The organism is Streptomyces sp. NPDC046876, assembly GCF_040645035.1.
In the GTDB taxonomy this organism is placed as follows: Bacteria; Actinomycetota; Actinomycetes; order Streptomycetales; family Streptomycetaceae; genus Streptomyces.
The window spans coordinates 1-13,903 of the sequence record NZ_JBEYXK010000078.1; the positions used below are offsets into that span (position 1 = coordinate 1).

Sequence of the window (13,903 nt, forward strand, 5' to 3'; positions counted from 1 at the left end):
GCTGAAATCAGCCCCGCCGGCGTTTGAGGCTGGGGGAGGGTCCGGGCGGAGCCCGGTTTCTGGGGGCACCTCCCAGCGGTAGCTGGGGGAGAAGGGGCGGGTAGGGGAACGGCTCCGCGCAGCGGGAGACGGTCAGGACGGGAGGTGGGCGGCCAGGCGGGTCAGGTAGGACGAGATGGCGGCCGGGCCCGGGAGGACCAGGTCGGCCCGGGCGGCGAGCTCCTGGACCTCCTCCGAGCCACTGCACAGCAGCAGCCCCGGCAGGCCCTCCGCCCGCCGCTTCTCCACGGCTGCATACGCCGCGAGGTCGCCCAGGTCGTCACCCGCGTAAACGACCGCCTCGGCGTCCACCTCCGCGAGGTATTCCGTCAGGGCCACGCCCTTGTCCATGCCCGGAGGCCTCAGCTCCAGCACCGCCCGCCCCGGCTCCACGATCAGCCCGTGCCGGGCGGCCAGCTCGGCCAGCGGCTCGCGCAGCGTGGCGAAGGCGGCGGCCGGGTCCGCGGCCCGCCGGGTGTGGACGGCCAGGGCCCGGCCCTTCTCCTCGATCCAGGTGCCCTGCCAGGCCCCGATGGAGTCCAGGAACCCCGGCAGCTCGGCCCGCACCGCCGCCACCCCCGGGTGCTCGGCGGGCGCGTGCACGATCCCGGTGACGGCGTCCCACCGCTCGGCCCCGTAGTGGCCGAGGACGACGAGGTGCTCCAGCCCCGCCACCCCGGCGAAGCCCCCGAGCCGTACGGCGACGCCCGCCGGCCGGCCGGTGATCACGGCGACGGAGGCGACGTGCGGCGCGAGGGCGGCGAGCGCCGGGACGGCGGCCGGATGGGCGCGGGCCTGGTCGGGGTCCGGCACGATCTCGGCGAGGGTGCCGTCGAAGTCGAGGGCGACGACGGCGCGCCGCGGTGCGCGGAGCAGGGCTGCGAGTCCCTCGCGGCCGGCGGCGGTGACGGGCATCGGCAGGTCGTGCGGATGGCTCCCCATACCGATGACCCTAACGGCCCAGCGGTGCCACGGCTACGGCGCACGGCGCACGGCCCGGCCCCCCGCGCCCGGCAGGTCAGCGCCGGGCCCGCTGCGCCTCGCGGAGTCGGCGCAGCCGATTGACGGTGCCGGGGGCGTGGGCGAGGGCCCGCGGGTCGTCCATGAGGGCGTTGAGCAGCTGGTAGTAGCGGACCGGGGTCATCCCGAGCCCCTCGCGTATCGCGCGCTCCTTGGCGCCGGGGCCGGGCCAGGTGCGCCCCTCGTAGGCGAGCACGGCGGCCTCGGCGGCGGTCAGCCGCCCGCCCCCCTGCTCGTCCTGCTGCCCGGCGTCCGTCATACCGCCAGATTAACGCCGGTCACCGACACCCCCGGCGACCCCGATCCGTCAGCGTCCGTCAGCGTCCGTCAGCCGTGCGGGCCGCCGTCGCGATGCCCTCCAGGACCTTCGCGGGCTGTGCGCCGGGCTGCACGGCCCTGCCGATGTTCTGCTTGACGTCCTCGCTGACGCCGGCCCAGGACTTCTTGCCGACGGGGTACAGCCGGGCGTTCGGCAGGGCCTGGAGGAAGGTCTTCAGCTGGGCCGCCGAGCCGCCGGCGGACTCCACCGCCCGGTAGCCGCTGGTGGTGACCGGCAGCAGGTCGTACTTGCCGGTGAAGGCGGTCACGTTCTTCGTCTCGTAGAGGTAGTCGAGGAACTTGCCGGACTGCGCGCGGCGGCCGTTCTTGAACGCCATGATCCAGTCGGCGACGCCCATCGTGGGGTGGTCGGTGCCGTCGGCCGTCGGCAGGGGCACCATGCCGACCTTCACGCCCTTCTCGGCGGCCTGCTTGATCAGGGTCGGGTGCCCGTTGAGCATGCCGACCTCGCCGCGCGTGAAGGCGTCGAAGGCGGCCTGCCGGTCGGTCTTGGCCGGCTCGTTCGGCCCGGTCAGCCCCTGGCCGACCAGCTTGTCGCGCAGGAACTCGAAGGTCTTGACGTTCTCGGCGGAGTCGATCGCGTACGCCTCCTCGTTGTCGGTGTAGCCACCGCCGCCCGCGAGCATCCACATCATCGTCTCGGCCTGGGCCTCCTCGCGGCCGAGCGGCAGCGCGAAGGGGGTCGCCACGCCCGCGGCCTTGAGCTTCTTGGCGGCGGCCTCGAGGTCGGCCCAGCTCTTGGGCTGCCAGCCGGCCTTGGAGTCCTTGGGGATGACCCCGGCGTCGCCGAGCAGCTTCTCGTTGTAGAAGAGCAGGCGGGTGCTGGCCACGAAGGGCATGCCGTACTGGACGCGGCGGATCTTGCCGGCGTCGGCGAGCGCCGGGAGGAAGTCGGCCTCGGTCTTGACGGAGAGGATCTCGTCCGCGGTGTAGAGCTTGCCGGCGGCCGCGTAGTCGGCGTAGGCGCCGATCTGTGCGATGTCGGGGGCCTTGCCGGCCTTGACCATGGCGGCGACCTTGGCGTCGACCTCGGACCAGTTGTAGACGCTGACCTCGACCTTGGTGCCGGGGTGGGTCTTCTCGAAGCCGGCGGCGAGGTCCTTCCACCAGCCGGTCGAGGAGTTCTTCGGATTGTCCCCGTAGTCGGCCGCCACGACCCGCAGGGTCACCTCGTTGTCCCCGGTGACGCCCGCGCAGCCGGTCAGTGTCGCCGCGGTCGTGCAGAGTGCGGCGCCGATGGCGGCCAGGCTCAGGTAACGGCCCTTCACAGTTCTCGATCCACCCCAGGTTGTACGTACGATCCACGTAAGGTCTACACCACTTTGGCGGCTCTTCCACATCCGGATCCCTCCACGCCACCGAATTTGTATGGCGGCTCAACAATCCCCACCAATGGACTAGACCTTTCCCCGGCGAACACGCGAGACTGTCACCTGTGAAACCCGTGAAACACGTCATCGCCCTCGATGTGGGCGGCACCGGGATCAAGGCCGCCCTCATCGCCGACGACGGCACCCTGCTCCACGAAGCGCGCCGCGCCACCGGCCGCGACCGGGGCCCCGACGCCGTCGTCGGGACGATCCTGGACTTCGCCGCCGAGCTGTACGCGCTCGGCCGCGACCGCTTCGCCGCGCCCGCCCGCGCGGCCGGCGTGGCCGTCCCCGGCATCGTCGACGCCGAGGGCGGCATCGCCGTCTACGCGGCGAACCTCGGCTGGCGCGATGTACCGCTGCGCGCGCTGGTCAGCAGCCGCCTCGGCTCCCTGCCCGTGGCCCTGGGCCACGACGTGCGCACGGGCGGACTCGCCGAGGGCCGCATCGGGGCCGGCCGCGGCGCCGACCGCTTCCTGTTCGTCCCGCTCGGCACCGGCATCGCCGGCGCCATCGGCATCGCCGGCCGCATCGAGGCCGGCGCCCACGGGTACGCGGGCGAGATCGGCCACATCGTGGTCCGCCCCGGCGGACCCGCCTGCGGCTGCGGCCAGCGCGGCTGCCTGGAGACCCTCGCCTCCGCCTCCGCCGTCAGCCGCGCCTGGGCGGCCGCCTCGGGCGACCCGGCCGCCGACGCCGCGGACTGCGCCGAGGCCGTCGCCTCGGGCGACGAGCGGGCCCGGCAGGTGTGGGACACCGCCGTCGGCGCCCTCGCGGACGGCCTGGTCACCGCCCTCACCCTGCTCGACCCCCGCACCCTGATCATCGGCGGCGGGCTCGCCGAGGCCGGGGAGACCCTCTTCACCCCGCTGCGGGCGGCCGTCGAGGAGCGCGTGACGTTCCAGCGGCTGCCCCACATCGTCCCGGCGGCCCTCGGGGACACCGCCGGATGCCTGGGCGCAGGGCTGCTCGCCTGGGACCTACTCGCCACGGAGGTACCTGCCTGATGGCCGGAAGCGCACACAGCACCGTTCTCTCCGGCGCCAGGGTGGTCCTGCCCACCGGCATCGTGGCGGGCGGCCGCGTCATCGTCGAGGGCGACCGCATCGCCGGCGCCGCCCGCGAGGACACAGCCGTGGTCGACCTGTCCGGGCACTGGCTGGTCCCCGGCTTCGTCGACATGCACAACCACGGCGGAGGCGGCGCCTCCTTCACCTCCGGCACCCCCGAGGAGGTCCTGCGGGGCGTGCGGACCCACCGCGAGCACGGCACCACCACCCTCGTCGCCTCCACCGTCACCGGCGACCTCGACGAACTCGCCCGCCGCGCCGGCCTGCTCGCCGAGCTCACCCAGCAGGGCGAGATCGCCGGCATCCACTTCGAGGGCCCGTTCATCAACCCCTGCCGCAAGGGCGCGCACAAGGAGGAGCTGCTGCGCGACCCCGACCCGGCCGAGGTGCGCAAACTCGTCGACGCCGCGCACGGCGCCGCCCGCATGGTCACCCTCGCCACCGAGCTGCCGGGCGGCCTGGACTCCGTACGGCTGCTCGCCGAGCACGGGGTGATCGCCGCGATCGGGCACACCGACTCCACGTACGACCAGACCCGCCAGGCCATCGACGCGGGCGCGACGGTGGCCACCCACCTGTACAACGCCATGCCGGGCATGGAGCACCGAGCCCCGGGGCCGATCGCCGCGCTGCTGGAGGACGAGCGGGTCACCGTCGAGCTGATCAACGACGGTACCCACCTGCACCCGGCCATGCTGGAACTGGCCTTCCACCATGCCGGCGCCCACCGCGTCGCCCTCATCACCGACGCGATGGACGCCGCCGGCTTCGGCGACGGGACCTACCACCTCGGGCCGCTGGAGGTCGAGGTGAAGCAGGGTGTGGCCCGCCTCGTCGAGGGCGGCTCCATCGCCGGCTCCACGCTGACCCTGGACACCGCGTTCAAGCGGTCGGTGACCCTGGACCGGCTGCCCGTGGAGTCCGTGGTCCAGGCGATCTCCGCCAATCCGGCCAAACTCCTCGGCCTGTACGACGAGGTCGGCTCGCTGGAGCCCGGCAAGTACGCGGACCTGGTCGTGCTGGACGGCGAGTTCGACCTCAAGGGCGTCATGCGGCGCGGCGAATGGATCATCAGGCCGCAGGGCTGAGCGGACATCAGGCCCCGGGTGCGGCAAGCCCGTACGCCGGTCCGCGCGGCCGATCGGCCGTACCCCGGCAGCACGTGCGGAGGCGGCCCGGCCCCCGGGGCTGGGCCGCCCCCGGTGGTCTTTGACATGATCCCGGCACACACCGAGACCGGGGCTTGCCATGATCCTGACCGTGACGCTCAACACCGCACTCGACGTCACCCACCGCGTACCGCGGCTGATTCCGCACACCTCGCACCGGGCCGCCACCGTGACCGAGCGGCCCGGCGGCAAGGGGCTGAACGTCGCCCGCGTCCTGGCCGCGCTCGGCCACCCCGTCACCGCGACCGGCTTCGCGGGCGGCCGCACCGGCGCAGCCGTACGCGAACTGCTCGCCGACTCCCCCGGTGTGACCGACGCCCTGGTCCCCTGCGCGGGCCCCACGCGCCGCACCCTGGCCGTCGTCGACGAGACCTCCGGCGACACCACCCAGTTCAACGAGCCGGGCCCGCTGATCGGTTCCGGTGAGTGGGCGGAGTTCCTCGACCGCTACCAGGACCTCGCCGCCGGAGCCGACGCGGTCGCCCTGTGCGGCAGCCTGCCGCCGGGCGTGCCCGTCGGCGCGTACGCCGTCCTGGTGCGCACCGCCCGCGCGGCCGGTGCCCCCGTGCTCCTCGACAGCAGCGGCGAGGCCCTGCGCCGCGGGATCGCCGCCCGCCCCGAACTGGTCAAGCCGAACGCCTCCGAGCTCGCCGAGCTGACCGGCTCGCGCGAACCGCTCCAGGCCACCCGCGACGCCCGCCGCCGCGGCGCGCACGCCGTCGTCGCCTCCCTCGGGGCGCAGGGGATGCTCGCGGCCACCGCCGAGGGCGCCTGGCAGGCCGCCCCGCCCGAGGCCCTGGCGGGCAACCCGACCGGCGCGGGCGACTCCGCCGTCGCGGGCCTGCTGTCGGGCCTGGTCGAGGGCCTGAACTGGCCGGACCGCCTGGCCAGGGCGGTCGCCCTGTCCGCGGCCACGGTCTGCGCCCCGGCGGCGGGAGAGTTCGACCCCCGCACCTACGAACGGGTACGGGGGTCGGTGGAGGTGACGCAGCGCTAGCGGACCGGCGAGGTCAGCCCCGCTCCAGCCACAGCTGGTCGAGGTTGACCTCGCACTGGTTGCCGGCCTCGCACGACATCTTGACCGTGTTCGTGCCCTGCTTGAGCTGCACGATCGACCAGGTGTAGGTCCAGCCCTTGTCCCACTCGCCCGGCTTGGCGTTGCTGAAGTTCTTCATGTTGATGGGCCGGTCCTGCTTCTCGCCGTTGACGGTCAGCGTCATGCTGGCGTCCTTGCCCGGCACGCCGTAGACCACCTTCAGCTTGTACTGGCCCGCCTTGGCCACGTCCACGGTCCACGTCGCCGCCGCACCCGGGGCGTTCAGGCCGCCCACGTACTGGCCGCCGGCGCTCTTCGCGCCCGGCACCGTGTTCTGCAGCATCGCACCGCCGGTCAGGGCCATGCCCGCGCCCGAGGCGTCCGCCTTCGGCAGCGGGGCGTCCGCCGAGGCCGAGGGGCTCGGGGCGTCCGCCGAGGGGGAGTTCTGCGGCTGCGCGGACTGGTTCTGCGTCTGGCCGCCCTTGTCGGCGTTCTTCTTGTCCGCGTCCTTGTCACCGAAGGCCAGGGCCGCACCGATGCCGATCACGACCGCGCCGAGCACCGCGACCGCCGCGATCAGCATGCCGCGCCGGCTGGAGCCGGACCCGGAGCCGGCGCGCCCGGCGCTGCGGCCGCCCCCGGCGCTCCCGGGCGCCTGCATGGTCGCGGTGGGGTGCGGCTGCTGCTGCGGAACGCCGTAGCCGCCCGCCTGGAGCGCTTCGGGGGCCTGGTACTGCGCCTGGTAGCCCGGCTGCGCCTGCGGGGGCACGGCGCCGCGCTGGCCGCCGTACGTCCGCTCGCCGACCGTGCGCACCTGGTTGTACGAGGTGCGGGGGACACCGCGCTGCGCACCTGGCTGCCCGCCGACCGTGGGGCCCGGGTAGGCGTAACCGCCGCCCGGCGGGGGCGGTGTGGCTCCGGCAGCCTGGCCGTCCGCGTAGAGGTAGCCGAACGGGTCGTCCTCCTCGGGCTTGTTCGCCCCACCGTTCGGGCCGTTGTTCGCGGGCGTCGTCATCGCAGGTCACTCCTTTCGACCCCCGGGAGCCTACCCCGAACACGTGCACACACGGGCGGCCGACGGCCTCAGCCCGCCCGGCGGTGCGCCTTGGAACGGGACCTTTTCTCCATGTACATCCGCTGGTCGGCCGAGCGCAGCACCTCGTCCGCCGACATCCCGCAGCTGGCCCAGCCGATGCCGAAACTGGCGCCCACCCGCACGGCGCGGCCGTCGACCCGGATCGGCGGGACGATCGCGTTGCGCAGCCGTACGGCGAGGTCGGCGGCGTCGGCGGCGCCGAGGCCGTCGGCGAGGACGACGAATTCGTCACCCCCGAGCCGGGCGACGGTGTCGCCGTCGCGGACCCCCGTCGTCAGGCGGCGGGCCACCTCGATGAGCACCGCGTCGCCGGTGTGGTGCCCGAACCGGTCGTTGATCGACTTGAAGCCGTCGAGGTCGCAGAAGAGCACCGCGAGCCCCTTCGTCCCGTCATCCACCTCGGACGCGGGCGCCACCGCGTGCACGTGGTGGTCGTACGGGCCCACCCCCGCGCCGTCGGACAGCTCGAAGGGCTCGGGGAAGCCGTCGGGCCGGTACTCGGGCCGCACACCGTGCTCCGCGCCCCCTCCGCCCGCCCCGCCCCCGCTCGCGCCCACGGCCCCGCCCTGCCCCTCGTACGCCGCGTCCAGCGCCTCCACGGCCCCGGCCCTGACCGCCTGCGGCAGCCGGCACAGCCGGGCCGAGAGCCGGGCGCGCAGCTCGGCGCTGTTGGGCAGGCCGGTCAGCGAGTCGTGGCTGGCCCGGTGGGCGAGCTGGAGCTCGTGGCGCTTGCGCTCCTCGATGTCCTCGACGTGGGTGAGCAGGAACCGCGGCCCGTCGGCGGCGTCCGCGACGACGGAGTTGCGCAGCGACACCCAGAGGTAGGTCCCGTCGCGGCGGCCCAGGCGCAGCTCGGCCCGCCCGCCCTCGGCGGAGGTCCGCAGCAGGGTGCCGATGTCCTCGGGGTGGACCAGGTCGGAGAAGGAGTACCGGCGCAGGACCGAGGCCGGGCGGCCGAGCAGTCGGCACAGCGCGTCGTTGGTGCGCAGCAGGCGGCCGTGCTGGTCCCCGCCCATCTCGGCGATGGCCATGCCGCTGGGCGCGTACTCGAAGGCCTGCCGGAAGGACTCCTCGCTTGCCCGCAGCGCCTGCTGCTCGCGCTCCAGGCGGACCAGGGCCCGCTGCATGTTCGCGCGGAGCCGGGCGTTGCTGATCGCAATGGCCGCCTGGAAGGCGTACATCTGGAGCGCCTCGCGCCCCCACGCGCCGGGGTGGCGCCCGTTGCGCGGTCTGTCCACCGAAATGACACCCAGGAGTTCCCCGCCGGACGCGTACATGGGGGCGTACAACCGGTCCTCGGGGTGCCACTCGTCCTCGAACCGCGGATCGGGGCCGTCGGTGTGCCACTGGGGCACGTCGTCCTCGAGCAGGACCCAGCCCTCGGTGTGCGGGATGAAGCGCAGGCCGTCCCAGTCCTCGCCCATGGCCAGGCGGCGCTCCCAGGAGGCGCGGGAGCCGACGCGGCCGGTGATGAGGGCTTCCGCGGCGGGGTCGCCTGCGAAGGCGGCGACGACGAGATCGCCGTCAGGGCGTACGAGGTTGACGCAGGCGAGTTCGTAGCCGAGGCCCGTGACGATGCCGTCCACGACGGTCTGCAGAGTGTCCGCCAGGCTCCTGGCCGTGTTGAGCTCGGCCACCACCCGGTGCAGCTGCCGCAGGGTCGCAAGACGGACGTACGGCTCCGACTCGGTCTCCATTGCTCGCTCTCCCCGAGACCTCGACAGCAACTCCAGGTTTGTCATCGGCGTTTCGTTGCGGTGTCCCGTCCACTGAATCACAGTGAGCTGTGCGGCAGGTACACAGGGTCAACAAATCTTGCCCTCTGTGACTCAAGTCACATGAGATGAATAAAGGTGTGGGGAAAAGGGGTACGGCCGCCGGGAAGACTCCCCGCCTTCCCGGCGGCAAACGATACGCCCGCGGGCCTAGGCCAAGGGTCCGGGACGCGGCTCGGACCCGGGCCCGATGTGCACCGCGGGAGGGCGAGACTAGCGTTCCAGGCGTGCCGAAGACGATTCCCGTACCCCTGCCGACCGCCCCCACCGTCCATCCTGAGGGGGTGAGCCACGACGAGTTCCGCGACGCGATGTCCCGCCTGGCCGCGGGCGTGTGCCTGATCACCGCGCACGAGCCCCCTCTGACCCCCGACGGCCCGCACGGCGAGGACGTCGGGATGACCGCCACCGCCTTCATGTCCGTCTCCCTCGACCCGCCGCTGGTCCTGGTGAGCCTGCGCGAGGGCTCCCGGATGGACGACCTGCTCGCCGAGCAGCCGCTGTGGGCGGTCTCGGTCCTCGCCGACCACCAGCTCCAGATCGCGAGCCGCTTCTCGATGAAGGGCCGCATCAGCGACCGGCTCCTCTTCGCCGACCTGCCGTACGTGCGCGGCGAGGCCTCCGGGGCCCCGCTGCTGGGCGGCGCCCTGGCCACCCTGGAATGCCGCACCGAGAGCCGCGTACCGGCCGGCGACCACACCCTGGTCATCGGCCGCGTCCTCGCCTCGGCCGTGCCCACCGCCGACGCCGCCCCGCTCGCCTACTTCCGCGGCCGCTACCGCCACCTGGCGCCGTAGCGGCGGGCGCGGGGCGTTCGGGCGCAGGGCGTTCGGGCGCAGGGCGTCGGGTGCGGGCCGCGCGGCCGGATCCCGGCCCGGGCCTACCAGTCGCGGCCCGAGCGGCCGCGCTTCGTCTCGCCGCGGGCCTTCTTCTCCCGCAGCCGCCGCTCGTTGATCCCCCGCGGGATCTTCGTCGCGCGCCGCTGCCGCGGCGGCGGGGCGGTCGCCTCCGCCAGCAGCGCCGCCATCCTGACCAGCGCCATCTCCCGGTTGCGCAGCTGCGAGCGGTGCTCGGAGGCCCGTACGGTCAGCACCCCGTCCACCAGGCGCGACGCGAGCCGCTCCAGCGCCCGCTCCTTCCACTGCGGCGGCAGCGCCTTCGTGGCGGCCAGGTCGAACAGCAGCTCCACCCGGGAATCGGAGGTGTTCACGTGCTGCCCGCCCGGCCCGGAGGAACGCGAGAACCGCCAGGAGAGCTCCGCCTCGGGGAGCTCCACCGCACCGCGGATGACATGGGGACCGGACATGCCCCCCATGATCCCGCCCCCGCCCCGCGGCGTCACCCGCATTTCCCGCCGCCGCGCTGGAACCCGCCGACCCTCTCCCCGCGTTATGAAGGTCAGCGGTACCGTGGCCGCATCTCGCGGTCAGGCCACGACGAAGGGACACCAGTTCACCATGGCAGTAAGCCTCTCCAAGGGCGGCAACGTCTCGCTCACGAAGGAGGCCCCCGGCCTCAGCGCCGTCACGGTCGGCCTCGGCTGGGACGTGCGCACGACGACCGGTGTCGACTTCGACCTGGACGCCTCGGCCATCGCCGTCAACACGATGGGCAAGGTCGTCTCCGACGGCCACTTCGTCTTCTTCAACAACAAGTCCACCCCGGACCAGAGCATCGTCCACACCGGTGACAACCGCACCGGCGAGGGCTCCGGCGACGACGAGTCCATCAAGGTCAACCTGGCCGCCCTCACCCCCGACGTAGACAAGATCGTCTTCCCGGTCTCCATCTACGACGCCGACTCCCGCAGCCAGAACTTCGGCCAGGTCCGCAACGCGTACATCCGCGTCGTGAACCAGGCCAACGGCGCCGAGATCGCCCGCTACGACCTCTCCGAGGACGCGGCCACCGAGACCGCCATGGTGTTCGGCGAGCTCTACCGCAGCGGCGCCGAGTGGAAGTTCCGCGCCGTCGGCCAGGGCTACGCCTCCGGCCTGGTCGGCATCGCCCAGGACTTCGGCGTCAACGTCTGAGTCCGGCCGCTGCCGCCACCCTGACCGGCACCCGCACCCGCGGCGCCCCCGTCAGCAGCGAAAGCCCCCTCCCGGCCGTCCGGGGAGGGGGCTTCGCCGTGCCCGACCGGCGGGCGCCCGGCGGCTAACGTGCGGGAATGATCCTCGAGCCCCTCACCGCGGCCGACGACGGCGCCCTGCCCGGCCCCGTCCTCACCGAGATCGCCGCCCTCTACGCCACCAACCACGCCTTCTTCGAGCTCAGCGGCGACTTCCCCGACCCGCACCGCATCACCGTCGAACAGGTCGCCGCCGCCCTCGCCGACGAACTCGCCCACGACGGCGCCGAGGTGTTCCTCGCCCGCTCCGCCGGCCGCCTCGTCGGCCTGGCCGCCACCCTCGCCCACCACCCCGACCCCGCCTCGGGCGACCCGGACCCTTGGATCGGCCTGCTCCTCGTCGACGCCACCGCCCACCGCGCAGGGCACGGCAGCCGCATCGCCGCCGCCGTCGAGGACCGCTTCCGCGCCGCCGGCCGCACCGCACTGCGCCTCGCCGTACTCGACAACAACCCCGGCGCCAAGGACTTCTGGGCCTCCCGCGGCTACACGTTCCTGCGCCACGCCAAGGACCTCGAACACGGCCGCGACTGCACCGTCATGCGCAAGGAGCTCCTCCGACCCGAATGAACCCCGGGGGCCGGGGGCAGGGGCCGGCAGGACCCCAGGGGGACGTCAGTGCGGTCGGTCCTTGCCGTACAGCCACACGTCCCACACCTTCTTCAGGTCCAGTCCCGTCTTCTGCTCCGCATAGGCGGTGAAGTCCTTCGTGCTCGCGTTGCCGTGCCGGTGGTCGGCCACCCAGCCGCGCAGCATCGCGAAGAACCGCTCGTCGCCCGCCTCCTGACGGATCCGGTGCAGCACCATCGCACCGCGGTAGTACACCGGCTCGTCCGAGATGTTCCGCGCCGACGGCGGCTCGGCCGGCGGGAACGCCGCCCAGTCCGAGCCCGCCGCCCCGTCGACCGAGGTGTCACCGGCCAGGAACGCCTCGAAGCGGCGCTGCGCGCTCACGCCGCCGTGCTCCTCGTCCCACAACCACTCCGCGTACGTCGCGAAGCCCTCGTTGAGCCACATGTCCTTCCAGGACTCCGGCGAGACCGAATCACCGAACCACTGGTGCGCCAGCTCGTGCAGCAGGAGCCCCGGCTCCGTCGGCGCACCCGAGAACACCGGCCGGCTCTGCGTCTCCAACGCGTACGTCAGCGTCCCCTCCGGAACCACGATCGCACCCGCCGTGGAGAAGGGGTACGGGCCGAAGCGCGCACTGCCCCAGTCCACCATCTCCGGCAGCCGCGCCAGCGCCGGCCCGGCCTCCGCCGCCTCGCCCGGCGCCACCGCCGTGTGCCACGGCACCCCCGCCGGGGTCCGCCCGTCCGACACCTGGAACCTGCCCACCGCCGCCGTCACCAGATAGCTCGCCACCGGCTCCGGGCTGTGCCACACGAACTCCGTACGGCCGCCGCCGGCATCGGTGCGCGAGCGCAGCTCACCGTTGGAGACCGCCTCGAAGCCGCGCGGGACGGTGAGGGTGATGTCGTACGAGGCCTTGTCGCTGGGATGGTGGTTGCCCGGGAACCAGGCCATCGACCCCACCGGCTCGCCGAGCGCGACCGCCCCGCCCGCACCCCCGGCCTCGAAGGGGATCCAGCCCTCCTTCGAGCCGTCCGGATCCGACAGGGTCCGGGGCCGGCCGCTGTAGTCCACCTCCGTACGGAACACCTCACCCGCCGTCAGGTCCTCGGCCGGACGCACCGTCAACTCGTTGCCGGTGCGGTTGAAGCGGGCCTTCTCGCCCTGCACGCTGACCCCCTCGACCTTCAGGCCGGCGAGATCGAGGTTGAAGGAGCTCAGGCCCTGCTCCGCGCGCGCCGTGATCACGGCCGTGCCGTGCAAAACCCCGTCCGCCGGGTCGTAGTCCAGGTCCAGCGCGTAGTGGTCGACCTCGTAGCCGCCGTTGCCCGCCTTCGGGAAGTACGGGTCACGCAGCCCCGCCGCGCCCGGCCGCCCGTGCACGGGGCTGCCCGTACACCCCGCGACCAGCGCGAGCAGGGCCGCCGCCGCGGGAACGGCGAGGCGGCGGCGGGTGAGGCGGGCGGGACGGGCAGGGGCGCGGGTATCCACGGAGCCGATCCTATGGGGTGCCTTGTCGTACTACGATCCGATTCGGCCCCGGCGGGGCGAGGCCGAACCGGACCGCGGGGGAGGACTACTTCTCCAGGGCCTCGACGCCCGCCTTGGCGTACTTCTCGTCCAGGTCGCCGCTCGGCGCGCCCGCCACACCGATGCCCGCCACCGGCGCACCGCCCGCCTGCACCGGGGTGCCGCCGGCCAGGAACAGCGTCCCCGGGATGTCCTTCAGGTTCGGGGCCTGCGCCAGCCGGCCCACCAGCACCGAGGTCGGGGCGTTCCACGACACGGCCGTGAAGGCCTTGCGCTGCGCCGACTCGTACGACTGCGGACCCGCACCGTCTCCACGCAGCGTCACGATGGTGTTGCCGTTGCGGTCCACGACCGCGACCGTCACCTTCTGGTTCTCCTTGCGGGCCGCCTCCAGCGCCGCCTGCGCCGCACGGGTCGCCGCGTCCACGGTCAGGTGCGTGGTGGTCGTGAAGTTCTTGTCGTTCACCTCGCCGTCCTTCTTCGCCACGGCGGCCGCCGGAGCCGACTCGGGCTGCGCGGCACTGGCGCTGACCGCGCCGAAGGTCCCGGCGCCGAGCGCGACGGCGAGGGCGGTACCGGTCAGAACGCGGGTGCGGGTCTTCATCTCTGCTGCTCCTGCTGGGTGCGGGGTCATCGGGTCCTTGTGCTGCATCCAGCCTCGCCCCCCGACCCCCGCCCGCCCGTCCCCGTACCGGCTCGCACCCGCTGCCCCACCGGTCGACCCCCGTATCGTCCGATCGGCTGATGCGCGCCCG

14 protein-coding genes are annotated in these 13,903 nt (G+C 73.6%); 6 read left to right on the forward strand and 8 right to left on the reverse strand.

Features of this window, described 5'->3' with window-relative positions; genetic code table 11:
• Positions 1–132: 132 nt before the first annotated feature.
• From otsB to ABZ924_RS29165, 3 genes are all read right to left on the reverse strand, one after another.
• The gene (otsB, locus tag ABZ924_RS29155; RefSeq protein ID WP_361916078.1) at positions 133–981 is read right to left on the reverse strand and encodes a trehalose-phosphatase; all 849 of its coding nucleotides are present in this window, start codon (positions 979–981) and stop codon (positions 133–135) included.
• Between the two features lie 76 nt (positions 982–1,057).
• On the reverse strand, positions 1,058–1,318 hold the full coding sequence (locus ABZ924_RS29160; protein WP_361916081.1) for a DUF3263 domain-containing protein: 261 nt from the start codon (positions 1,316–1,318) through the stop codon (positions 1,058–1,060).
• 58 nt (positions 1,319–1,376) lie between these two features.
• Positions 1,377–2,666 carry an extracellular solute-binding protein gene (locus ABZ924_RS29165; RefSeq protein ID WP_361916084.1) on the reverse strand — a complete coding sequence of 430 codons (1,290 nt, stop codon included), beginning with the start codon at positions 2,664–2,666 and terminating at the stop codon, positions 1,377–1,379.
• Between the two features lie 176 nt (positions 2,667–2,842).
• On the opposite strand from ABZ924_RS29165, the gene ABZ924_RS29170 reads away from it, so the two are divergent.
• From ABZ924_RS29170 to ABZ924_RS29180, 3 genes are all read left to right on the forward strand, one after another.
• Positions 2,843–3,775 carry an ROK family protein gene (locus ABZ924_RS29170; RefSeq protein ID WP_361916160.1) on the forward strand — a complete coding sequence of 311 codons (933 nt, stop codon included), beginning with the start codon at positions 2,843–2,845 and terminating at the stop codon, positions 3,773–3,775.
• Positions 3,775–4,926: an N-acetylglucosamine-6-phosphate deacetylase gene (gene nagA / locus ABZ924_RS29175; RefSeq protein ID WP_361916087.1), complete on the forward strand. Its 1,152-nt coding sequence runs from the start codon at positions 3,775–3,777 to the stop codon at positions 4,924–4,926. The genes ABZ924_RS29170 and nagA overlap by 1 nt, the downstream gene beginning before the upstream one ends.
• Before the next feature lie 160 nt (positions 4,927–5,086).
• Positions 5,087–6,004: a 1-phosphofructokinase family hexose kinase gene (locus ABZ924_RS29180; protein WP_361916090.1), complete on the forward strand. Its 918-nt coding sequence runs from the start codon at positions 5,087–5,089 to the stop codon at positions 6,002–6,004.
• Between the two features lie 13 nt (positions 6,005–6,017).
• On the opposite strand, the gene ABZ924_RS29185 is transcribed toward ABZ924_RS29180, so the two are convergent.
• Together ABZ924_RS29185 and cdgB are read right to left on the reverse strand one after the other, a co-directional pair.
• Positions 6,018–7,058, reverse strand: a complete 1,041-nt coding sequence (locus tag ABZ924_RS29185; protein ID WP_361916092.1) for a carbohydrate-binding protein — start codon at positions 7,056–7,058, stop codon at positions 6,018–6,020.
• 68 nt (positions 7,059–7,126) lie between these two features.
• Complete coding sequence (gene cdgB, locus ABZ924_RS29190) at positions 7,127–8,836, reverse strand: diguanylate cyclase CdgB (protein WP_361916095.1); 1,710 nt, start codon at positions 8,834–8,836, stop codon at positions 7,127–7,129.
• A 305-nt stretch (positions 8,837–9,141) separates the two neighbouring features.
• Between cdgB and ABZ924_RS29195 the strand changes: the two genes are divergently transcribed.
• Complete coding sequence (locus tag ABZ924_RS29195; RefSeq protein WP_361916098.1) at positions 9,142–9,711, forward strand: flavin reductase family protein; 570 nt, start codon at positions 9,142–9,144, stop codon at positions 9,709–9,711.
• A gap of 83 nt (positions 9,712–9,794) precedes the next feature.
• Here ABZ924_RS29195 and arfB read toward each other — a convergent pair whose 3' ends face one another.
• Positions 9,795–10,220, reverse strand: coding sequence for an alternative ribosome rescue aminoacyl-tRNA hydrolase ArfB (gene arfB / locus ABZ924_RS29200; protein ID WP_361916101.1), 426 nt, complete (start codon positions 10,218–10,220; stop codon positions 9,795–9,797).
• 151 nt (positions 10,221–10,371) lie between these two features.
• Here arfB and ABZ924_RS29205 point away from each other — a divergent pair, with 151 nt between their 5' ends.
• Complete coding sequence (locus ABZ924_RS29205) at positions 10,372–10,947, forward strand: TerD family protein (RefSeq protein ID WP_361916104.1); 576 nt, start codon at positions 10,372–10,374, stop codon at positions 10,945–10,947.
• Between the two features lie 137 nt (positions 10,948–11,084).
• Positions 11,085–11,615 (forward strand): GNAT family N-acetyltransferase, encoded by a 531-nt coding sequence (locus ABZ924_RS29210; RefSeq protein WP_361916107.1) that lies wholly within the window; start codon positions 11,085–11,087, stop codon positions 11,613–11,615.
• 45 nt (positions 11,616–11,660) lie between these two features.
• On the opposite strand, the gene ABZ924_RS29215 is transcribed toward ABZ924_RS29210, so the two are convergent.
• On the reverse strand, positions 11,661–13,109 hold the full coding sequence (locus tag ABZ924_RS29215) for a M1 family metallopeptidase (protein WP_361916110.1): 1,449 nt from the start codon (positions 13,107–13,109) through the stop codon (positions 11,661–11,663).
• 85 nt (positions 13,110–13,194) lie between these two features.
• On the reverse strand, positions 13,195–13,752 hold the full coding sequence (locus ABZ924_RS29220) for a heme-binding protein (protein WP_361916113.1): 558 nt from the start codon (positions 13,750–13,752) through the stop codon (positions 13,195–13,197).
• Between the last annotated feature and the right edge of the window lie 151 nt (positions 13,753–13,903).